Below are 23,317 nucleotides of genomic sequence, written 5' to 3'. Positions count from 1 at the left end.
TTAACGTCTCTTATGAATCAGATTTCATATTTGAATATGCAGGCTTTTTCTGCCTTGCCAGTTTGATACGCTGGCGTCGCTGCTGCTCTTTTAGAACCTTCTGTAACAATACTTTGCTCTCTACCTTCGTTTGCAGCGCCAACACTCCCATGCTTAAAAAGGTGACCCCGAACGATAACCATACATACAGCGCATACCCCCCCATATTGAGAAAGGCATTGAGGGATTCAAACTGCATCGTTGTGCTCCAAATTTGCGTCTAATTTACTGCAAGCTAGTTGTTGTACCCACGGCCGATGTAGCTCACGGCGAACAATTTCATTTTGCAACCTAACTACCGTAACAGCACCGATGAACAAAGCAAAACCCAGTAAATTGATTAACAATGGCCACAGCATCTCTGGTGCAATTGAGGGTTTGTCGAATTTACTGATAGTGGCGCCCTGATGCAGCGTATTCCACCACTCGACTGAGTAATGAATAATGGGAATATTTACTACCCCAACCAGCGCCATCACGCCCGCGGCTTTTCCAGCTTGCTGCTTATCGTCAAACGCGCTGTAAAGCGCCATCACGCCAAAATAAAGAAATAACAAAATTAATTCTGAGGTCAAGCGAGCATCCCATACCCACCAGGCTCCCCACATAGGTTTTCCCCATGCAGCCCCAGTGAATAAGGCAATAAAAGTCATGAGCGCGCCCACTGGGGCCAGAGCAATCATCGACATGAAAGCTGTACGCCATTGCCAGACAATCCCCACAAGTGCAGCGACTGCCATCGCTACGTAAGTACTCATGGATAGAATAGCGGCAGGTACGTGAATATAAATAATCCGAAAAGAATCACCTTGTTGATAATCTGAAGGAGCAAAAGCTAATCCCCAGACCGTCCCAATAAGCAAACATATTATTGCCCCTGTCCAAAACCAGGGCGATAAGCTACTGCAAAGCTGATAGGCCTTTTCTGTTTTAGCGTAAGGATGTAACCATTTCCACATTAGTTCTGACTAACCTTTAAAGCATACGACACGGCGAAAGGTGATAACGCAAGCGCCAGCAACATGATAGCGGCTATGATAGCAATTTGTGGCCCATAAGGTAATTGCATAGCCGCAGATTCCACTGCTGAGGTGGCAAAAATAAGTAAGGGAATAAAGACTGGAATCAATAGTAGTGCTAGCAGCAGACTACCCCGTTGCAATCCGGTGGTTAATCCTACAGCAATAGCCCCAATTAATGAAATAATTGGCGTTCCCAGCAACAGCGTAACGATCAGCGCCAGATACATCGATAGCGTTAAATTTAGAAATAGTGCTAATAAAGGCGATAGCATTAGCAAAGGCATAAAACTGATCAGCCAATGGGTGACAATTTTGCATAACGCAATCTGATAAAGTGGTAAACCACTTAGTTGCATTTGTTCTAAAGAGCCATCAGCAAAATCGTCTCGAAACAACCGTTCCATTCCCAGCAAAGAAGACAATATTGCCGCAATCCAGATCACGCCCGGCCCGATACGCTGTAACGTATCGGGACCAGGCCCAATTCCTAATGGAAATAACGTAACCACAATTAATAGAAACATGAGGGGTTGCATCAACTCAGACTTTTGCCGAAATGCCAGTTTCAAATCTCGTTTGATAATGCCGTTATATAATTCGCTCACAACTGATAATCCAATTGTTCTGTACGGTAGGGGCCTGCGCGTCCAGATAGTGATTGATGGGAAGTAATTATCACTGCACCGTTATTACTAACGTGATTAGCAAGTGCTACTTCCATCATGGCTATACCGTCCGTGTCGAGTGAAGTAAAAGGCTCGTCTAATATCCAATAGGTAGCAGGTTTGAGCGATAGCCTGGCGAGTGCAACTCGTCGTTGTTGACCTGCTGATAAGTATTTTATGGGAACTGCTTCCAATCCAACTAAATTCATCATTTCGAGAGTATTATGAATTGTTTTACCGGTAACATTCAGACCGTGCTGGGCGCACCAATAAGTAAGATTTTCTTCAGCACTTAGTAAACCGTTTAAGCCCGCTTTGTGACCAATGAACAGTATATTTTTTGCAAAAGCAGGGTCTGTCGTATACATACCATCACACTTCACGTTTCCGCGATCTGGCGTAGATAATCCGACAAGAATTCTTATTAACGAGCTTTTCCCGGCACCATTTGGACCTGTCAAATGAACCAATTCTCCAGGCTGTAACCGGATGCTGAGGTTTTGAAATAAACATCTGTCCTGTTTGTAACAGGTTAAATTATTTCCGACCAGACCTGACAACCTTTGCTCCGTACCATGAGAATGAAAATTCGGCAGGCATTCTACCATATCAGAAGGTAATACCAATCTACATTGGCACTGTTGCGCCTAATTCGTGATCAGTTCAGAATTTTATGATTAACTGAATTACACTACATATGAGATGTTTATAAATTAGGTAAGCGCGTAAATGAATTTAAACATTCCCCTGGACGGCAGCAGCTTCCCCAAAGGCCCTGATACAGGTACGGCTAATAGCGTTACAAACAATGCTGCACAATTACAGGCGAAAGTTGCTTTGGCCCGCCTGCCCGACCAAGTAATGAGATTGCAACCTCAGTCAACCAACATTTCAGATGCATTTCATGTCAAGGTACCCTCATCATTTTCCTTTAAAGATGGGGCGCAACACCAGTTAGCACGAACATCTAGTTCGATTAACCCTAAACCAGTATTGATTGAACACACATCGTTGACCCATAGAGCGGCAGTTAGCCCTGAACAAGCAAATAAAATTGCCGAAGCGGTAAGTAGGGCTATCCCTGTGAACACATCTCTATCTACAGGAACCATTCAAGCAACAGTCGTTCATGCACCTGGTAGTCAAATTTCATTAAGACTAGCCTTACCCGGCAGTCCTATCGTCAACGTATCTCTTAGTCAATCAGTTAACTTAACCCAAGGCGACAAAATTCAACTCTCCCTGAGTCAACCTACCGCGAATGAACTCCGCGTTAGCATCAACTCACCCGCCCCTAAAAATACGCTAATCACGGAAATTAAATTAAGCCCAAATCATATTTTGGCGCAACAATTTACCAAAATGCAGCTGACAGGGGGGGTAAGTATCTCGCCGCAATTATTAAAAGGGATAGTAGATAAAGTAGGGTTAGCATCTATAAATTCATCCGGCTCATCACCGATCACGCTTACGTTAAAAAATAATCAAGTTGCTGTTACCACTTTTCATAGCCAGGCAATAGCCAAGCTGGCGCTCTCAAAAGAGGTTACGCGTACACTCCCCATACTATCGGGATCTGAGAATATTAAGTCATTACCACAACTCGTACCCTTTGACCCTCTTCCATCCAAACTCGGTGAAACAAATATAAGCAAATCCCAAGGAATTTCTGCACAGAGCATAGAGTCCATGACAAAGTCGCAAGTACATGACGCTATCGTGCAATTATCCCGGCGTTTGCTAAATGAGACTGGTTCCACCAGAGAAGCCCTTAATCAGCTAATTACAACTTTGAATTCACCAAATTCTAGTACATCTGCCAACACTATCGCTTTAATGAAAGGGTTGTCTCAGCAATTGACTCAAGGATTAGTGGCGGAGGAAAGTGGTGCGTTGAAAGTGAGTTCACCTTCAAACGCAGCAGACACACCCGCAAAACCGCCCTCGTTGCAATCACTGCAAGCACTGTTTTCAAGCCCTTCGTTACCGCTCTCCAACCAGGCTTTAATTTCACCAGTGACACAATCCAATTTTGTTAGCGGACTGGTAGCAGTTTTACAGATGACATTTGCCGGCCGGGCCATCCGTAACCAGCCCCAATTGGGCGCATTGGCAGATAAAGAGGGCTCGTTTTTGAGTAAAAGCTTAGCTCAGTTAGGAACAGCAGGCCCAGCGTCAAAAGTCAGTCAAGAGTTTTCAAGACTCGATGGCCAGCGACAAATGTTGGAAAATATCAAAACGCTGCTGGCGAATCATCGACAACATAAGCTAACAAATGTCGACCATCGATTACAGGGTCAGGAAAGTTTTTATTACGTCCTACCTGTCAATAGCCAAAATCAGGCGCCCCCAGAAGTATTGTTAAAGCGTGAAGATCACCATAACAATAATGAAAATAGCACTGATGTGGGGAGTAAAGTGTGGAATTTCACCATGAAACTTGACATAGACGAACTTGGAAAACTGCTAGTAAAAAGCAAAGTGTCATCTACCACCCTGAATTTACATTTATATACCTCATCTGACGCGCTCTTAAGTAAAATAAAAGAAACTCTGCCGATGCTGCTTAAACGTTTATCTGAGCTGGGACTGACAATCGAACATTCAAGTTATCAACGTGGAAAAATTCCTGAAACGCTAGGCGAAAGTCCCTACCAACTTTTTGAGACGCACGCATGAAAGACAAAAACAAGCGCGCGATTGGTTTAAAGTACGGTAACACCGGGGATAAGCAGGCGCCATTGGTGATAGCTAAAGGCTTTGGTGACCTGGCAGACGAAATCATTGCCCTTGCAGAAAAAAGTGGGGTCCTTATACATGAGGATCCTCACTTAAGCGAAGCATTGGCCACATTAGATTTAGGTCAGGAAATTCCTGAAGCACTTTATTTTGTTATTGCCGAACTCATTGCTTACTCGTACGTACTTCAGGGCAAAATGCCTAAAGGTTGGCAGGATACTAACCCTTCATTTAATCAGACTGTTTAGAAAGGATAAAAGCGCCTTATTTAAGTTAAATAGGCGCTTAGAGTAGTGGGTAAGAAGTATTACAAAATTAAACGTACAGGGATCATTTATCCCAGTATTTTATGAAACTTCGTCAGATTCGCCTACGGTCTCTTCAGCTTTTTCATTTTTAGCTAATAACAGCTCAGCGCGAATTTTCGTTTCGATTTCTGAAGCAATGTGAGGGTTTTCTTTTAAGAACTTCATCACATTAGCTTTACCCTGACCAATGCGATCACCCTTATAGCTATACCAGGCACCTGCTTTATCCACTAGCTTCTGTTTGACACCTAAATCGATTAACTCAGCTTCTTTGCTGATCCCTTCTCCATAACGGATCATAAACTCAGCTTGTTTAAAGGGAGGAGCTACTTTGTTTTTCACTACTTTAACGCGGGTTTCGTTCCCTACAACTTCGTCGCCTTCTTTCACGGCACCGATACGGCGAATATCTAAACGAACGGAAGAGTAGAACTTAAGTGCATTACCGCCCGTAGTCGTTTCCGGGTTACCAAACATCACACCAATCTTCATACGGATTTGGTTGATGAAAATACAAAGGGTATTAGAGCGTTTGATATTTGCGGTCAGCTTACGCAATGCCTGCGACATCAATCGTGCTTGTAAACCCACGTGAGAATCACCCATCTCACCTTCGATTTCCGCTTTTGGCGTTAAGGCTGCCACCGAGTCAACAATCACCACGTCAACCGCTCCAGAACGCACTAACATGTCGCAAATTTCTAATGCTTGCTCACCAGTATCCGGCTGAGAAACCAGTAGGTCATCAATGTTTACACCCAGCTTTTCTGCGTAAACAGGGTCAAGTGCGTGTTCAGCATCAACGAACGCACAGGTCTTACCGTTTTTCTGTGCTTCAGCTATTACCTGTAAGGTTAACGTCGTTTTACCCGATGATTCCGGACCATAAATTTCAACTACACGACCACAAGGTAAACCACCTATTCCTAATGCAATATCAATGGTAAGAGAGCCCGTAGAAATGGCTTCAATATCCATTGCCTGATTATCACCAAGACGCATGATCGCGCCTTTACCGAACTGCTTTTCAATCTGGCCAACAGCGGCGCTAAGTGCCTTTTGTTTATTGTCGTTCACGATAGCATCCTCATGAATGTATTCTATCCGGCTCAAGTTAACGGGTGGCCAGAAAAGGTATATAGGAAATTGCTGACAATACTATACTGTATAATTATACAGCTCAAGTATTATTTACATCTGAATGCAATAAATTGTAAAGCTTTAGTTTGGATGATCAACCAGCCATTGGTGCAGAAATTCGATACAAAATGCAATTGCCTGATTACGCACAGCATTTCGATCGCCATCAAAAACGTGGTGAGTTTGAAGTGTTTTTCCATCCAGCCAGAATCCAAACCAAACTGTACCAGTGGGTTTTTCTACGCTCCCCCCTCCTGGACCAGCGATTCCGCTAATGGAGATAGCAATATTAGCATTGGCATGTCGCGCACAACCCGCTGCCATTTCCTGCACGGTTTGCTCTGATACCGCGCCAAACTTTAGCAATGTGTCGGACTTGACGCCTAGTAGCGTCTGTTTAGCTTCATTAGAATACGTTACCCAACTTTGCTTGAACCAATCTGAACTTCCCGCTACAGAAGTTAAGTAATAAGCCACGCCCCCCCCGGTACAGGACTCTGCGCAACTCACCTGCCACGACCGCGATACCAGCATCTTACCAATGGCTAAAATTTTATCGGTACTGGACTCTTGCACAGAAAGGCTTGAAAATAGCTCGCTCATATTAATAATACGTTATTCGCCGACTTAAGCTGATTGTGACACTTTTCGTTTTTCAGTGCGAGCAGGTCGGTGGCAACATCTGATAAACCTTATTAAAGTATCGAGGCATTCTTTGGAATCACATACGCCGATGATGCGCCAATATTTAACTATTAAGGCGCAACACCCTAATATTCTGCTGTTTTATCGTATGGGCGATTTTTACGAACTTTTTTACGATGACGCAAAACGTGCAGCCCATTTGCTCGATATTTCATTAACCGCTAGGGGAAAGTCAGGCGGAGATCCCATTCCGATGGCTGGCGTACCTTATCACGCAGTTGAAGGTTATCTGGCCCGATTGGTCAAGCTGGGTGAGTCTGTAGCGATTTGCGAGCAAGTAGGCGACCCTGCAACCTCAAAGGGACCGGTGGAAAGACAAGTTCAGCGTATTGTTACTCCCGGCACAGTGACTGACGAGGCTCTTTTGGAAGAGAGGCGAGATAACGTTTTAGCCGCAATTTGCCATCATCAGGGGCGCTATGGGTTATCAACTTTAGACATCACCAGCGGTCGTTTTTTAGTTTGTGAATGCGCGAGCGATGAACAACTATTAGCTGAACTACAACGGGTCAATCCAGCTGAGTTACTCTATCCAGAAGGTTTCACTAGCTTACCCTTAATTGAACAGCGAAAAGGTTTACGTCGTCGGCCTGAATGGGAGTTTGACGTCGATACTGCTGTTACTCAGCTGAATGAGCAATTTCAAACTCGCGAACTAGGTGGATTTGGTGTTGAAGAATTAACGTTGGGGCTGGGTGCTGCAGGCTGTGTACTTCAGTATGTTAAAGATACCCAACGCACGGCTCTCCCTCACATTCGTAGCCTGCATAAGTTACAGCAAAACAGTTTGGTGCAGCTTGATGCTGCCACACGCCGCAACTTAGAGTTAACCCATAACTTGTCCGGCGGGCAAGATAATACCCTGTTTAGCGTGCTGGATACGACTGCGACGGCTATGGGTAGCCGTTTGCTACAACGTTTTATTCATGCGCCTATTACTTCCCGAGACGAACTCATAGCTCGCCAAGATGTGGTCCAGGCGTTTGTAGATAAGCCTCATCAAGAAATTCCGGAAAGCTTGAAAAACATTGGTGATATCGAGCGAATTATGGCTAGGCTTGCGCTGCGTTCTGCGCGCCCTCGCGATTTTGCGCGCTTACGCAATGCGTTTAATCTTTTACCGTTATTGCAACAAGAATTAGCTGTATTTTCATCGCCATTAATTTCACGAATCAAAGATCAAATCAATACATACCCTGAATTTCAGTCTCTCTTAAACAGCGCAATTGTCGATAACCCTCCCGTTGTTATCCGCGATGGTGGGGTAATTGCGCCGGGCTACAATGCCGAATTAGACGAATTACGTGATTTATCGCAAGGGGCAACCGATTACCTGAATCAAATGGAGCTGCGTGAACGGGAACGCACAGGTATTGCTACGTTGAAAGTAGGTTATAACAAAGTGCATGGCTTTTTTATTGAAACTAGTCGCGCTTCCAGCAATCAGGTGCCAGCTGACTATATACGTCGCCAGACGTTAAAGAACACTGAACGTTACATTACCCCTGAGCTAAAAGAGCATGAAGATAAAGTGCTGACTAGCCAGGGACGGGCGCTGGCATTGGAAAAACAACTTTACGATCAGTTATTTGACAAGCTGTTACCTCAGCTTTCAGAACTTATCGATACCGCTGCGGCTTTAGCCGAATTAGATGTTCTCTACTGTTTTGCAGAACGCGCCACCTCATTACAGTTACACCGCCCTGAGCTTACGGACGAAGATGTAGTGCAATATGAAGCCGGGCGACACTTAGTGGTTGAGCACGTCATGTCAGATCCCTTCATTGCTAATCCTTTGTCACTGGATGAAAAGCAGCGCATGATGGTCATAACTGGGCCAAATATGGGGGGTAAATCTACCTATATGCGCCAGACTGCGCTGATTGTGTTAATGGCCTATATTGGCTGCTTTGTACCTGCAGAGCAGGCTAAAATTGGCCCCATCGACCGTATTTTTACGCGAATAGGCGCGTCCGATGATTTAGCTTCCGGTCGCTCAACCTTTATGGTGGAAATGACCGAGACCGCTAATATTTTACACAACGCCACCGCGCATTCGCTGGTACTCATGGATGAAATTGGTCGAGGCACCAGCACATACGATGGCCTTTCTCTTGCTTGGGCCTGTGCAAGCTATCTCGCCAAGTCGCTTAATGCTTATACTCTATTTGCTACTCATTATTTCGAATTAACTCAATTGGCGGAGGTACACACCCAAGTCATTAATGTTCATCTAGACGCAATGGAACATGAGGATGTCATCCGGTTTATGCACAAAGTGGAAACCGGGGCCGCGAGCAAAAGTTACGGTTTGCAGGTAGCCCAATTAGCGGGCGTCCCTAAACCGGTTATTGCTGCGGCACGGCGTAAGTTACACGAATTAGAGAGCAGCCAACAGCAGCATACTTCCACGCCGGTAGCGACGCCTGTTGCTCAGTCGGCGCAGCTGGATTTTGATTTGCCCCAGCCTGATTCAGCGCTGCACAAGGCAGTGGCCGATATCAGCCCGGATGAGCTCAGTCCGCGTCAGGCACTGGATCTACTGTATACCCTAAAGCGCTTGAGTGAGGCATAAATTTATCGCAAAGCGAAAAATCAACTATCTCTTGCAGGCAAATGGATTGTTTGCCTGCTACTCTTTCGGTATACTATTGCGCCGTCTAAGTGCTAATTATTTCGCACAAATTAGTACGTTACCCAACTCCAACGCCTTAGGTTTTGCATGACAAATTATATTTTCGTCACAGGTGGTGTTGTTTCATCGCTTGGTAAAGGTATTGCTGCTGCTTCACTTGCAGCCATTTTGGAAGCACGGGGGCTAACTGTCACCATGCTCAAACTCGACCCTTATATCAACGTTGATCCAGGTACCATGAGTCCCATTCAACATGGTGAAGTATTTGTGACCGACGATGGCGCAGAAACTGACCTTGACTTAGGGCATTATGAGCGATTTATCCGCACCCACATGACGAAGCGTAACAACTTCACCACCGGACGGGTGTACGAAGAAGTATTAAAACGTGAACGTCGTGGTGATTATTTAGGCGCGACTATTCAGGTTATCCCCCATATCACCAATGAAATTAAGCGCCGCGTTATTGATGGTGCCCAAGGCCATGATATCGCTATTGTCGAGATAGGCGGCACGGTAGGTGACATCGAATCCCAGCCGTTTCTTGAAGCTATTCGTCAGTTAGGTACTGAGTTAGGTCGCGATAAAGCTATGTATATGCATTTAACATTAGTGCCTTACATGCCAGCGTCAGGTGAAGTGAAAACCAAACCCACCCAGCACTCGGTAAAAGAATTACGGTCAATCGGTATCCAACCTGATATTCTGGTTTGTCGCTCAGTAGGCTCGCTACCAGCAACCGAACGCTCAAAAATTGCTTTGTTTACCAATGTGGCAGAAAAAGCAGTTATCTCCTTAAAAGACGTAGACAGCATTTACCGTATCCCTGCGGCATTAAAAGCCCAGGGAATGGATGAATTAGTAGTTGACCGCTTTAGATTAGAGTGTCCTGAAGCCGATCTTACCGAATGGGAACAAGTCCTGTACGCAGAATCAAATCCTACCGGTGAGGTGAACATAGGTATGATTGGTAAGTACGTGGAGCTTCCTGATGCGTATAAATCGGTTAATGAAGCCCTAAAACATGCCGGATTAAAAAACCGACTGACAGTAAATATTCACCATATCGACTCGCAAGACGTGTTAAGCAAAGGCGAGCATATACTAGAAAAACTGGATGCTATTTTGGTGCCTGGTGGTTTTGGCGAACGCGGTATTGAAGGTAAAATAGCAGCCGTTAAATATGCTCGAGAAAACAATGTACCTTATTTAGGAATTTGTTTGGGAATGCAGGTAGCACTTATTGAATTTGCCCGAAACGTAGCGAGTATGGAAAACGCCAATAGTACTGAATTTAACCCCGACACTCCCTATCCGGTGGTAGGTTTGATAACAGAGTGGCTAGACGCAGATGGCAATACCGCTTTACGCGATGAATCATCCGATCTTGGCGGCACCATGCGATTAGGTAGCCAACTTTGTCATTTAATTCCTGGCACCAAAGTTCATGATATTTATGGCAATGCGGAAATCTACGAGCGCCATCGCCACCGCTACGAAGTAAACAACAATCTTCGTGACCAAATTGAAAAAGCGGGCTTAAAGGTGAGTGGTTTGTCCACCGACAAAAAACTTGTAGAAGTTATCGAATTGCCAGACCATCCATGGTTTGTGGCTGGTCAGTTCCACCCTGAATTTACATCGACGCCCCGAGATGGGCATCCTTTGTTTACTGGGTTCGTTGCCGCAGCTGGCAAATATCAAAAAGCGAATCATTAATCTGAATTGGGCTAAAGGTCGTCCTCCGGTCGACCTCCCCCATTATTTGTTGAGGAAAAAGTAGCATGGCGAAGATCACTCGTATCGTTGGACGCGAAATTATGGACTCACGTGGTAACCCCACCGTGGAAGCTGACGTGTATTTAGACACAGGTGCGATGGGACGTGCCGCTGCACCATCTGGCGCCTCTACGGGTTCACGAGAAGCGTTGGAATTACGCGACAAAGACACAACACGCTATTTGGGTAAGGGTGTACTTAAAGCGGTTCAAGCTATCAACGACATGATTGCTCCGGCCTTGATAGGAATGGACGCCAGCGCACAGGCTGAACTAGACGGCAAAATGATTAAGCTGGACGGTACCGAGAACAAAGAGACCTTGGGCGCCAATGCGATTTTGGCCGTTTCATTAGCGGCGGCTAAAGCAGCCGCAGCCGACAAAGGTGTAGCTTTATACGAGCACATCGCTGACCTAAATGGCACGCCTGGCCAATATTCCATGCCCGTTCCAATGATGAACATTATCAATGGCGGCGAACATGCTGACAACAATGTAGATATTCAAGAATTCATGGTTCAGCCAGTGGGCGCGAGCTCTTTCAGGGAAGCGCTACGTATGGGCGCTGAAATTTTTCATAGCCTGAAAAAAGTATTAAGCGCTAAAGGGCTAAGTACAGCGGTAGGAGATGAAGGCGGATTTGCGCCTAATTTAAGCTCAAACGAAGAAGCCCTGAGCGTTATTGTTGAAGCGGTTGAAAAAGCTGGCTATAAGATGAATGACGACATTACTTTAGCACTGGATTGCGCATCGTCAGAGTTCTACTCGGATAAAAAATACAATTTGTCTGGTGAAGGTAAAAGCTTCGACAACGAAGGTTTTGCTGACTACTTAGCCGAACTTACCACCCGCTACCCAATTGTTTCTATCGAAGATGGAATGGACGAAAGCGACTGGGAGGGATGGAGCAGTCTAACAAAGAAAATTGGCGACAAAGTTCAGCTCGTTGGTGATGATTTGTTCGTAACCAATACTAAAATCCTTAAACGCGGTATTGATGAGAATATTGGCAACTCGATACTCATCAAGTTCAACCAGATAGGTTCGTTAACTGAAACGTTAGAAGCCATTCAAATGGCTAAGAATGCTGGCTTTACCGCTGTAATCTCCCACCGTAGCGGTGAAACAGAAGACGCAACTATCGCTGATTTAGCAGTCGGTACTGCTGCCGGCCAGATTAAGACAGGTTCACTCTGCCGATCTGATCGTGTGGCCAAGTACAACCAACTACTTCGTATAGAAGAAGCGTTAGGTTCAAGTGCGGTGTACAAGGGTCGCTCCGAGATCAAAGGTCAATAATTGATTCTGATTAGTAAAAAGTAAAAAGTAAAAAGTAAAAAGTAAAAAGGGACTTGCCGATAGCGTTAGCTATCGGCATACTCTTCTTGTTTACATCCAATCACGCTGTTTGCCTATGTCGTCAGATCACGACCAGTCCACACCTCAATCTGATTTTTTTTCGCATAGTCGCGAACAACACTCTCTTCATCCCGAGTTCAATGAGATCTGTAATGCATTGTACGAGCGAGAGTTAGTCAACCTCGCCCATCGCGGACCCACCAATATTAGCTTATTGAAAAGGCGCTTAGGGGGTTTATCCCATCACGTTCGACGCGTAGCATACTACCTTTCAAATAATCAAACACCATTAGGTATAGACAGCCATAATGGTACCTGGCAGGCAAAACAAGCGGGTAAATGCCCAGGCCAAATCGTTGATGGCGAAAAATCTATCGCGTGGTTTTCTAAATTTGCATTGCATGGTCTTGTGGTTGGCGTACGCGTCGTTTCATTGAATAATCAACATATTGAATTAGATTCAGTCGATAAAGTGCAGCGTGAAAATAATACGCTTCATTTAAATAAGCATGGTTGGTTTACCTATGAGGGTGATCCTCTCGATCCTGTCAGCAAGAAAATAACTACCCTCCATATGCTTAAACCGACAAAACCTATCATGCAGGCAGCATGCTGCGGACATAGTTGGAATCACCGTGGAAAAATTTCACCACGCGTGCTGTCTTTACGAGAAATGTTGCTTTCTACAGAAATAAACTGGACAAATTTTCGTTTGCGGAAGAAGCCATAAAACACAACCAAAGCCTTACGTCAATATTTCTTGCTAACTTATACGTTCTAGCTATATGCCAACTTGTAAACAAAGGTTGACTTACTTCTTTTCACTGGTTACATTGAAGACGAGTCTAGTTAATATAAAATTGCATGAAAACACTAAACCTCCTCACTCTACTCATTACGGCAGCAAGACTGCACGGGTAGATTGCGACTAGCAACCAAGTTTCACAAAAACCCGTGCCTCGCACGGGTTTTTTTATATCTTAAAAAATAAAGGGTGGAGAAGATGACAACGAATAAGGATAAAGTACTGTTTTTTGATACCACCTTACGCGACGGTGAGCAGGCACTCCCTGCTAGTCTAAGTACGAAAGAAAAGTTGCAAATCGCCCTTGCGCTGGAAAGGCTAGGTGTGGATATCATAGAAGCAGGATTCCCTGTCTCCTCCCCCGGTGATTTTGCATCGGTTAGAAAAATAGCGCAGTCATTAAAATATGCAATCCCTTGTGGGTTAGCACGAGCCCTTCCTTCTGATATTGACGCGTGCGGTGAAGCGCTAAACGTCGCTTCGCACTTTCGAATTCACACCTTTATCGCCACTTCGGATATTCATGTGAACGCTAAATTACGTAAATCACAGGATGAAGTGGTACAAATGGCGGTAGCTGCAGTGAAGCATGCGCGACATTATACTGATGACGTAGAGTTTTCCTGCGAAGACGCTGGGCGAACCCCTATCGATTATTTATGCCGTATGGTTGAGGCCGCTATACAGGCTGGCGCAAGCACGGTAAACATTCCTGACACGGTGGGTTACACCACGCCAACAGAGTTTGGCGGAATCATTGAAACCCTATTCAATCGCGTACCAAATATAGACAAAGCCGTGATATCTGTGCACTGCCACAATGATTTGGGGCTCGCGGTAGCCAATTCGTTGGCTGCCATAGAAAAAGGAGCCAGACAGGTGGAATGCACTATCAATGGAATTGGGGAAAGAGCGGGTAATTCTGCCTTAGAAGAAATAGCCATGATCCTGAAAACCCGTCAGGCCCATTTTGACCTTGAAACCAACATCCGCTCTAACGAAATTTACCGTACCTCCAAACTCGTTAGTCAACTTTGCAATATGCCAGTGCAGGCTAACAAAGCTATAGTGGGAGCCAACGCATTTAGTCATTCTTCCGGTATTCACCAAGACGGTGTTTTAAAGTCACAAAACACGTATGAAATTATGACCCCGGAAAGCGTGGGGATTAATAAAAACTCGCTGAATCTTACTTCACGCTCGGGTCGCCACGTGATCAAACATCGTTTGACAGAGTTAGGTTATAAGAGCACTGAATATGACTTAGAGACGATATACCAAGCATTTTTGCACTTAGCAGACAAAAAGGGTCAAGTGTATGACTATGATCTGGAGGCATTACTTTTCTTTGACCAACAAAAACACGAACAGGCTTACTACCAGCTACTTTATTTACAAGCGAGTTCTGGCCGTGAAGTGGTACCAAGCGCCACTGTCACTCTTAGAATTGGTGAACAAGAAAAATCTGGCGCAGCGATAGGTAATGGCCCGGTTGATGCCGCCTTCAACGCCATTATTACCATGCTAGGCAATATTGAAGTAGAAGTGGTCGATTTTAAATTGGACTCCAAAGGACAAGGTGCCGATGCTCTCGCTCAGGTAAGTGTCATCCTATCCTATAAAGCCCGCCGTTTTCATGGTATTGGCTTGGCCACTGACATAGTCGAGGCTGGTGTTAAGGCGCTAATTTACGTACTGAACAATACTCATGTAGCGGACCAAATTGACCAGCATAAAATTCAACAAGAACGGGCAGCAGGAGTATAAATGCAGGACGCCAATATAGCAGTATTAGCAGGTGATGGGATTGGGCCGGAAGTAATGGATGAAGCAATTAAAGTGCTAAAAGCCGTTGCCGACTTGTTTCACGTTCGCTTCGAGATTAATCCGTATTTAGTTGGGGGCGTTGCCATTGATAAAACAGGTACTGCACTTCCAGAGGAAACGTTAACGGGGTGTGAACGTGCTGATGCAGTATTGTTCGGCTCGATAGGGGGGCCGAAATGGGATTCACTTCCGCCAGAACAACGTCCTGAGAGAGCTGCTTTACTTACTTTACGCCGTCACTTTGATTTGTTCAGTAACTTACGTCCCGCCAAAATCTATGCGGGATTAGAACGTTTATCTCCGCTAAGAAGCGATATCGCAGCCAGTGGTGTAGATCTGGTTGTGGTTCGGGAACTGACCAGCGGCATCTACTTTGGACAACCGAAAGGTGTTAGTGGTGAAGGCGAGGAGCAGTTTGCATTCGATACGATGCGCTATTCAAAACGTGAGATCCGGCGAATAGCCACTGCCGCTTTCGAAGCAGCCACCAAGCGAAATAAGAAAGTCACCTCGATAGACAAAGCTAATGTACTAACGACTAGTCGTCTGTGGCGCGAAGTCACTGAAGATGTCGCCAGGCATTATCCTGAGGTGACTCTCGAACACATGTACATTGACAATGCCACTATGCAAGTCATGAGTAATCCTGCGCAGTTCGACGTACTCCTTTGTTCAAACTTATTTGGTGACATTCTATCGGACGAATGCGCCATGATGACAGGATCTATGGGCCTACTGCCTTCCGCCAGTATGAACGAGGCAGGTTTTGGTCTTTATGAACCGGCGGGTGGATCGGCGCCAGATATTGCAGGAAAAGGCGTAGCCAATCCGATAGCACAAATTCTTTCTACCGCATTAATGCTACGTCATAGCTTAAACATGCAAGATGCGGCTCAGGCTATAGAAGACGCCGTGATTAATACCATGGCAGCCGGTGTGTTAACCCGGGAATTATGCCCAGCAGATACATGCCATACCGCTGCATCAACCTCTCAGGTGGGAGATACCATCGTAAAATATTTAGCAGAAGGACACCATTCTAATGGGCAAAACGCTATACGATAAGATCTGGGACGCACACTATATTTGTAATGTAGGGGAAGATGCACTGTTATATATCGACAGACACCTTATTCATGAAGTGACCTCTCCCCAAGCTTTTGCGGGACTAGACGAAAAAAAACGTACAGTACGTTGTCCCGATCGCACTATTGCGACTATGGATCACAGTATTTCCACCCGCTCTTTAGCATTGGATGCCTGCGGACCTGCCAATAAACGTCAATTAACGACATTGGCGGATAATTGTGCTAAACACGGCATCACTTTGTACTCAGTGGGACATCAAAATCAAGGCATTGTTCATGTGATGGCACCAGAGCAAGGATATATCTTGCCCGGGTTTACTGTTGTGTGTGGTGATTCGCATACTGCTACACATGGTGCATTCGGTGCTCTGGCATTTGGTATTGGGACATCTGAAGTTGAGCACGTACTGGCCACGCAATCATTAAAACAAAATCGTGCTAAAAACATGCGTATCACTGTCAATGGCACCCTTGGTACAGGCACTACTGCGAAAGATATTGTGCTAGCGATTATAGGCAAGATTGGCCATGCAGGCGCGACCGGATATGTCATAGAATACGCAGGCAGTGCCATTAGCGCTCTTTCAATGGAGGAGCGTATGACTATTTGTAACATGTCTATTGAAGCGGGTGCCAAGGCGGGGTTGATTGCGCCTGATGAGGTAACCTTCACCTATCTGAAAAATAGGCCCAACGCGCCCAGTGGAGATAATTGGGAACGTGCTATAGCCCAGTGGCAAAAACTTTATACGGATCCTGATGCCACATTTGATTCGGAAGTCGTGCTTGACGCCAACGATATTGCCCCCCAGGTTACCTGGGGAACCAATCCCGGTCAGGTAATACCTATCACCGCTTCTATTCCTGCATACTGTGATTTTGCTACTGAGGTAGAGCGGAACAGTGCGGAACAGGCATACAAATATATGGACCTCACTCCTGGTAGCAAATTAACCGATTTACACGTAAGCCATGTGTTTATTGGTTCGTGTACCAATAGTCGTATAGAAGACCTCCGGGCCGCAGCACAGGTGGCAGGCAAGGGTCGAGTCCATGACAAGGTCACAGCTATCGTTGTACCTGGTTCCGCAGCGGTTAAACGGCAGGCTGAGGCGGAAGGGCTGGATAAGGTTTTCATCAATGCTGGCTTTGAATGGCGGTTACCTGGTTGCTCTATGTGTCTAGGGATGAACGATGACATTCTTCAGTCCGGCGATCGGTGCGCATCTACGTCCAACAGAAATTTCGAAGGTCGACAGGGAAGAGGGGCTCGAACGCACTTAGTCAGTCCCGCAATGGCGGCTGGCGCTGCATTAGCCGGAAAATTTATCGACGTAAGGGAGATGTAATTGATGACAAATATAAATGGTTTTACCATACATTCTGGTAACGCATGTCCATTAGATAAAGCCAATGTGGATACAGACCAACTTATTCCGAAACAATTTTTAACTGGCGTAACACGAACTGGATATGGAAAACATCTGTTCCACGACTGGCGTTATATCAAAGGAAATCTCAGTCAGCCAAACCCTGATTTCATACTGAATAAACCTGAATATGCTGATGCCAGCATTCTACTGGCCCGCGAAAATTTTGGCTGCGGCTCAAGCCGGGAACATGCGCCATGGGCATTGGCAGATTACGGATTTAAAGTCATCATCGCCACTAGTTTTGCTGATATCTTTTATAACAACTGTATCAACAATCAGATTTTGCCTATCACGCTTACCCAAGACGCATTAGATAAACTATTTGAATGCGCTGCTACTAAGCCTGTTTCGCTCTTCACAATAGATTTGCCCGCTCAAACAATCACCTCTGAAACACTCACAATAGGGTTTGAAATACCCGTTCCGGCAAAAACGAGGCTATTGAAAGGGCTGGACGCGATAGGACAAACACTGGAACATACTTTAGAAATTTCGGAGTTTGAACGCCGCTTGCCCGCTTGGAGTTAATTCACCAGTAATCTTTAATTGGTATACACTGTATTTAAAAGAAAAGGATCTATTCCATTTGAACCAATCATTATTTTTAAAACTACTATACAAATAACAGCTGCAGCTTATAAAAGGACAATCAATGCAAGTAAACATCGATGATCTCAAACCCGGTATGTATGTAACCCAGGTTGTTAAACAGTCAGGGGCCATGGCAATTCGCTCTAGAGGACTGGTGAAGAGTGAAGCCATCATCGATCAGTTACGCACAAAAGGTATCGAAGTCGTCGAAATTGATGTTCGTAAAAGTAAAATTGAAACAGCGGTAACAGTTCTACCAGAAGAAGAAAAGTCTGAATCACCAAAAGCTAAGTCAATTAGCAGTGCATCCATCACCACTGCAAATGATTTATATGGTCAGGCGTTAACTATACATAGTCAGTTAATTAAAGCGTTGCAATCGGGTGCGCCGAAAGATTTTACCCCCGTTTCAGAGTTATCTACCAGCATCATCAATTCTGTGTTTGAAAATCAAAATGCGCTTTTGTGTCTCACAATGATTAAAGACGCTGATGAATACCTACTCGAACATTCTATCAATTGCAGTATTTTGATGGCGATGTTCGCCAGCCATTTAGGCATGAGCCAGGAGGAAATTGACCATGCTTGTATGGGTGCCATGTTGATGGATATAGGAATGGCGCAAATTCCGGAAGAGCTTCGAACCAGTAAAGGCGAACTGACAGAAGAACAATGGGAGGTAATACGCTCTCACGTCAAGCTAGGTAAGGATCTCGTTGAACAATTTGAAGGTATCCCTGAAAGTGTGTTGACCATTATTGAACAACATCATGAACGCAACGATGGCAGTGGTTATCCTAAAGGTCTTAAAGATGATGAAATTTCTCAGCTTGCTCGTATGGCTGCCATTATTGACTCGTATGATGCCATGATTTCTGACCGTCCTTTTCAGGAAGCGGTATCGCCTGCTGTGGCGCTAAAGCGCTTGAATCAACAAGATAATCTCGACAAGGATTTAATCAAAAAGTTTATCCAATGCGTAGGCGTGCATCCAGTAGGCTCACTTGTTAAATTAAAAAGCGGTAAGCTTGGTATAGTCGCGCAACTAGGTAAAAAGGATTTGATGAAGCCTGTAGTCATGACGTTCTATAATATTAATTCTGGACACTACAGCGAGATAAAACGGATGGATTTAAGCCAGGTACACGATGAGATAGTAAGTGGTGTTACACCGGGTGATGTTAATTTAAACCTCCCAAAATTTTTCCACGAGGTTTTTGTAGGTCAAATACCTGAACGATAATCTTATGATACTGACTGTTTTACCACAGCATTGTGGGCTGGAAGATAACTATCTATATTGTTGTAATTATTTGCACACCCACAATCGGCTAGCACGGGTGGGATAAGTAAGGTACCTGAGCTTCGACTGATAAAAGGTCAATTCAGTTAACTCCATCTGTAAGAGATTGATCTCTAGAATATTTATTGATATGAGAAAAAAGCGATGCTCATTTCAGAGAATGCAGCTTGATTAAAATACGCGTATTGACGATGGCATACTATAGCCGCTCACCTCAATGTAGCAAAAGGTAAATGTCTTCCGCTTCCGGGGGGTAAATATAATATATTACCTTTTAAAGACCTCTCATCTTGCTCGACTTCTTTGCTGGGCCGCTTCCCCCCTATGGTCTGTCAACGTTCAGCCACTGTCGCACTAAGTGTGTGGGTTTTATTCTACCAATCCGTCAACGCAGCCATGCTAAATAATTCATTTTCGAAGTTAAGTATAACTCGCTGCCCTTCAATATTAACTATTTGCACGCGATCAGATATCCAGTCTCCTTCACCTAACTGCTTACCATTTACTCTGACCCAACGGTCTTGCGAATTAGACGCATACATGTGAGCGCTGAATTTCATGCTTGGTAGTCGTGTTAAAATTCTAACCGGCAACTGATCAACCCGTTGCACATCGGAATGTACTTTCACATTAGACTTTGGCGCTTCTGTTTGATTTTCTTTTTCTAAGGCCAAGGACTCCACCGCTTCATTAAACTTCGCCATCAATTCAGGCGACACATCTACCTTATTTGTAACAGGCTCGTTCAATACTTTGCCTTCATAAGCAGGCTCAGATTTCGTTATCGGGATCATGGGCTCGGCTTCATTTTCTGCCACCTCTGCGGAGGGTGTTGGCACAGCGAGAGCTTCATCGGTTTTATCTTTCGTCGCTATTGAGTCGGACGGCTGAGTCGCATTATCACTCGTATTTTTTGCCACAGAGTCTTCTATAATATCAGCGCTCACGACTTCGGAGTTCATTGCCTCTTTATCTTTAGCTGCGGTGCTTACCGAGTCGGGTGTTGAAAATGAAGAAGCTAAATTTGGCCACCAGCGCTCGGCACTGCCAGCACTGAATCCAATCCCCAATCCGCTTAAAATAATAAGCAGAAACAAAGCTATTTCTTTCGCGTACACCTGCCACACCGATGGAATAGATTGTACAGTAGGTAAGAACAAACTACGGTTAAATTGATCCGACATAGCACTATCCATCGTAGCAACTGACCGTGCAGCCGTATCATGTTGTCCTCGGAGCAACGCTTGGGTTTGGGTCTGATGACTCACCACCTTGGGTGCAAGCTCGACAGTCAAATCGGGGTCAATCTCTACTTCTTGTACGCCCATTTCAGCCAACCCCTGAACCATAGAGTCGCTTGACACCAAACCAGACTTTTGAATAGCGACAGGCCCATTTTGTTGGGTCACACGAGTAATCACCATGCCCGGGTGAAGCTTTTCGATCAATACGCGTTCAGACATACCAGCCCCCCATGAAATAACCTATGATCAATGCGGATGTGAAAGCGAGGCCAAGCCATAAGGTATGCTCATGACGTAAACGCTGCCCAACGACGTCGTCACCTAATATCTGTTTTGCTGCCGCGAGAAAAATAGACTTTCTGACCACCGGTTTTTGTTTGGTATACGATAACATCAGAGCTCTATCACACAGTAAATTGATGACTCGCGGTATCCCTGCCGTTATCCGATGAATCGCTTTTAAGGTAGATTTACTGAACAAACTAATGTCACCTTGCGCTACGCCAAGGCGATGCTCTACGTAAGCACTCACTTCGCCTGAATTAAGCGGAAGTAGATGATACCGCGCGGTAATGCGTTGAGAAAGCTGACGTAGTTCTGGCCGCTTCAACAATTGTTGCAGTTCGGGTTGACCAATCAATACAACCTTGAGAAGTTTCTCGCGGTTGGTTTCCAAATTAGTTAACAGACGGAGTTGTTCTAATACTTCCGGTAACAAATGTTGCGCTTCGTCAATCATCAGCACGGTATTAATTCCGGCGTGATGATTATTGGCTAACTTAGCCAAAATGCGATCGGTAAAGTATTTCAGGCTGGCTTTATCAGATTCACACTCAATTCCCAACTCATCACACACTGTAGCGAGCAGTTCAATAGCTGATAAGGTGGGGTTGAGAATCATGGCAACTTGCGTATTATCCGGTAACTGCTGCAATAGCTTTCGCGATACGGTTGTTTTACCTGTCCCCACCTCACCGGTTAACATCACAAAGCCACCGCTTTCACGTAAACCAAAAGTTAAATGTGCCAACGCTTCTTTATGCCGTGGGCTCATGTAAAGATAATCTGGATTCGGTGCAATCGAAAACGGGTTATCGTTCAAGCCAAAATAATTAAGATACATATCTTGTAACAGTGCCTAAAATACATCGCGAACTAAACTAACCACAGCGTTTGCAGAAGTCAAAAGATAACGTGACTATTCTCACTTTTTTCACTCGCGCTGACTAGGGCGTGTTAATCTCTGCTATACGAAATTTGTGCATTCAGCGTATTTTAAGACCTGGTATTGAAGATAGCGAGTAAATTAAGGGTCCGCCGGGTAATATTCTCAGCATATGTAAGAAGCGAAGCTGCTTGCGTTTAGCGCACAATTGGGCTTCGTTATAAACTGTTTATCTGGCTTATTGAATATCGCGGTCAATGGCATGTAATGGTGTACAACCTTTCGCTGCAATATTGAATCGCAGCAGCCAACACGTACTTGCGCTGATAAAAACTAACGTAGGTGAGAAATGCAGATTTATCTGGTCGGGGGCGCAGTTCGCGATGAACTGTTAAACCGTAAAGTAACAGAAAAGGATTATGTGGTTGTAGGTGCCACCCCTCAACAAATGCTTGATAAGGGTTTTACTCAGGTAGGTAAAGACTTTCCTGTTTTCTTACATCCCAAAACCAAAGAAGAATACGCGCTTGCGCGAACCGAACGAAAATCGGGCAGGGGTTATACCGGGTTTGTGTGTGATGCCAGTGCAAGTGTTACCCTTAAAGAAGACCTGCTGCGACGGGATCTGACTATCAACGCTATGGCTAAAGATGCCGACGGCCATATTACCGACCCTTTTAATGGCCAGCAGGATCTAACAGACCGCTTATTACGGCATGTTTCAGATGCATTTGTGGAAGACCCCCTACGCGTATTTCGCGTGGCAAGGTTTGCCGCTCGTTATGCTCACTTGGGCTTTTCAGTCGCAGAGGAAACCATGCGGTTAATGCGAGAGGTCGCAAAGCAAGATGAACTTGCTCATCTGTCAGCAGAACGCGTGTGGAGCGAGACCCAGCGAAGTTTAATGGAAAGGGATCCGCAGGTGTACTTCGATACACTTCAGCAAGCTGATGCCCTCTTCCCATGGTTAAGCGAATTAGCTGCATTGAATACACCCACTTGGGCCGCGTTGAAGCTATCGGCAGAGCGATCGCTTAAAGGTGAAATACGTTTCGCTGTGTTAGCCTGTAGTTTGTCAACTGAGCAAGCTTCCTCACTGGGTACGCGACTAAAAGCGCCCAATTCTTTTTGTGAGCTAGCCGTGCTTGCCGCAAACTTTGCTTCTGAATTAACACAACCAGTGTCAGCCAATCGATTGCTCGATATATTCAATCAGGCGGATGGCTGGCGTAAAGCTGACCGTTTCCGCGATTTACTGGATGTTTCGGCTTGTATGGATAATTGCCCTGCCCTACAGCCATCCGTTATATTACACGCACTAAATGCGGCAAAAAGTGTTGATACTCAACCTATTATTCAAGCTGGCTTTAAAGGGGCGGCGATCAAAAGCCAGTTAAACAAACAGCGAATGCAAGTAATTACACAAATTCTTGCAGACAAAGGCGGCACAGCTTAATAACAATGTTACAAT

General features: G+C 45.1%; 20 protein-coding genes. 12 read left to right on the top strand and 8 right to left on the bottom strand.

The genetic code is table 11. From position 1 onward, the window contains the following. Nucleotides 1-10 precede the first annotated feature (10 nt). From ccmD to ccmA, 4 genes are read right to left on the bottom strand one after another with little or no spacing between them, the layout of a single operon-like run. A complete protein-coding gene (gene ccmD / locus OPS28_RS13535; RefSeq protein ID WP_265609999.1) occupies nt 11-238 on the bottom strand; it encodes a heme exporter protein CcmD in 228 nt (75 codons plus the stop codon). Next, complete coding sequence (locus OPS28_RS13530; RefSeq protein ID WP_265609998.1) at nt 228-998, bottom strand: heme ABC transporter permease; 771 nt, start codon at nt 996-998, stop codon at nt 228-230. The genes ccmD and OPS28_RS13530 overlap by 11 nt, the downstream gene beginning before the upstream one ends. Next, nucleotides 998-1,666 carry a heme exporter protein CcmB gene (ccmB, locus tag OPS28_RS13525; RefSeq protein WP_265609997.1) on the bottom strand — a complete coding sequence of 223 codons (669 nt, stop codon included), beginning with the start codon at nt 1,664-1,666 and terminating at the stop codon, nt 998-1,000. Before ccmB ends, OPS28_RS13530 begins: the two co-directional genes overlap by 1 nt. Further along, the gene (gene ccmA, locus OPS28_RS13520) at nt 1,663-2,334 is read right to left on the bottom strand and encodes a cytochrome c biogenesis heme-transporting ATPase CcmA (RefSeq protein ID WP_265609996.1); all 672 of its coding nucleotides are present in this window, start codon (nt 2,332-2,334) and stop codon (nt 1,663-1,665) included. The genes ccmB and ccmA overlap by 4 nt, the downstream gene beginning before the upstream one ends. Before the next feature lie 121 nt (nt 2,335-2,455). Between ccmA and fliK the strand changes: the two genes are divergently transcribed. Together fliK and OPS28_RS13510 are read left to right on the top strand one after the other, a co-directional pair. After that, nucleotides 2,456-4,405: a flagellar hook-length control protein FliK gene (gene fliK, locus OPS28_RS13515; protein ID WP_265609995.1), complete on the top strand. Its 1,950-nt coding sequence runs from the start codon at nt 2,456-2,458 to the stop codon at nt 4,403-4,405. Further along, nucleotides 4,402-4,713, top strand: a complete 312-nt coding sequence (locus tag OPS28_RS13510; protein ID WP_265609994.1) for an EscU/YscU/HrcU family type III secretion system export apparatus switch protein — start codon at nt 4,402-4,404, stop codon at nt 4,711-4,713. The genes fliK and OPS28_RS13510 overlap by 4 nt, the downstream gene beginning before the upstream one ends. A 99-nt stretch (nt 4,714-4,812) precedes the next feature. Here OPS28_RS13510 and recA read toward each other — a convergent pair whose 3' ends face one another. Beyond that, on the bottom strand, nt 4,813-5,850 hold the full coding sequence (recA, locus tag OPS28_RS13505; protein WP_265609993.1) for a recombinase RecA: 1,038 nt from the start codon (nt 5,848-5,850) through the stop codon (nt 4,813-4,815). Nucleotides 5,851-5,994: 144 nt separating this feature from the next. Next, entirely contained in the window at nt 5,995-6,516 is a 522-nt protein-coding gene (locus OPS28_RS13500) for a CinA family protein (protein ID WP_265609992.1), read from the bottom strand. 130 nt (nt 6,517-6,646) lie between these two features. Here OPS28_RS13500 and mutS point away from each other — a divergent pair, with 130 nt between their 5' ends. The 9 genes from mutS to OPS28_RS13455 all read left to right on the top strand — a co-directional run bounded on the left by mutS (nt 6,647) and on the right by OPS28_RS13455 (nt 19,377). Then, a complete protein-coding gene (gene mutS / locus OPS28_RS13495; protein WP_265610024.1) occupies nt 6,647-9,193 on the top strand; it encodes a DNA mismatch repair protein MutS in 2,547 nt (848 codons plus the stop codon). Nucleotides 9,194-9,340: 147 nt separating this feature from the next. Further along, complete coding sequence (locus OPS28_RS13490) at nt 9,341-10,972, top strand: CTP synthase (RefSeq protein WP_265609991.1); 1,632 nt, start codon at nt 9,341-9,343, stop codon at nt 10,970-10,972. A gap of 65 nt (nt 10,973-11,037) precedes the next feature. Continuing rightward, nucleotides 11,038-12,330: a phosphopyruvate hydratase gene (eno, locus tag OPS28_RS13485; protein WP_265609990.1), complete on the top strand. Its 1,293-nt coding sequence runs from the start codon at nt 11,038-11,040 to the stop codon at nt 12,328-12,330. A 115-nt stretch (nt 12,331-12,445) separates the two neighbouring features. Next, the gene (locus OPS28_RS13480) at nt 12,446-13,120 is read left to right on the top strand and encodes a hypothetical protein (protein WP_265609989.1); all 675 of its coding nucleotides are present in this window, start codon (nt 12,446-12,448) and stop codon (nt 13,118-13,120) included. Nucleotides 13,121-13,393: 273 nt separating this feature from the next. Beyond that, entirely contained in the window at nt 13,394-14,962 is a 1,569-nt protein-coding gene (leuA, locus tag OPS28_RS13475; RefSeq protein ID WP_265609988.1) for a 2-isopropylmalate synthase, read from the top strand. Continuing rightward, nucleotides 14,963-16,087 carry a 3-isopropylmalate dehydrogenase gene (gene leuB, locus OPS28_RS13470; RefSeq protein ID WP_265609987.1) on the top strand — a complete coding sequence of 375 codons (1,125 nt, stop codon included), beginning with the start codon at nt 14,963-14,965 and terminating at the stop codon, nt 16,085-16,087. Then, on the top strand, nt 16,065-17,459 hold the full coding sequence (gene leuC / locus OPS28_RS13465; RefSeq protein WP_265609986.1) for a 3-isopropylmalate dehydratase large subunit: 1,395 nt from the start codon (nt 16,065-16,067) through the stop codon (nt 17,457-17,459). Before leuB ends, leuC begins: the two co-directional genes overlap by 23 nt. Before the next feature lie 3 nt (nt 17,460-17,462). Further along, a complete protein-coding gene (gene leuD / locus OPS28_RS13460; protein ID WP_265609985.1) occupies nt 17,463-18,071 on the top strand; it encodes a 3-isopropylmalate dehydratase small subunit in 609 nt (202 codons plus the stop codon). A 124-nt stretch (nt 18,072-18,195) separates the two neighbouring features. Next, nucleotides 18,196-19,377, top strand: a complete 1,182-nt coding sequence (locus tag OPS28_RS13455; protein ID WP_265609984.1) for an HD-GYP domain-containing protein — start codon at nt 18,196-18,198, stop codon at nt 19,375-19,377. Between the two features lie 434 nt (nt 19,378-19,811). Here OPS28_RS13455 and OPS28_RS13450 read toward each other — a convergent pair whose 3' ends face one another. After that, nucleotides 19,812-20,900, bottom strand: a complete 1,089-nt coding sequence (locus OPS28_RS13450; protein ID WP_265609983.1) for a general secretion pathway protein GspB — start codon at nt 20,898-20,900, stop codon at nt 19,812-19,814. Next, nucleotides 20,893-21,804, bottom strand: a complete 912-nt coding sequence (locus OPS28_RS13445) for an ExeA family protein (protein WP_265609982.1) — start codon at nt 21,802-21,804, stop codon at nt 20,893-20,895. Before OPS28_RS13445 ends, OPS28_RS13450 begins: the two co-directional genes overlap by 8 nt. Before the next feature lie 391 nt (nt 21,805-22,195). Here OPS28_RS13445 and OPS28_RS13440 point away from each other — a divergent pair, with 391 nt between their 5' ends. Beyond that, nucleotides 22,196-23,302, top strand: a complete 1,107-nt coding sequence (locus OPS28_RS13440; RefSeq protein ID WP_265609981.1) for a CCA tRNA nucleotidyltransferase — start codon at nt 22,196-22,198, stop codon at nt 23,300-23,302. The last annotated feature ends 15 nt before the right edge of the window (nt 23,303-23,317 follow it).

The sequence above is a fragment of the Alteromonas sp. ASW11-130 genome (genome assembly GCF_026183735.1).
Taxonomy (GTDB): Bacteria; Pseudomonadota; Gammaproteobacteria; order Enterobacterales; family Alteromonadaceae; genus Alteromonas.
This window is presented reverse-complemented; position numbering and strand designations above follow the sequence as displayed.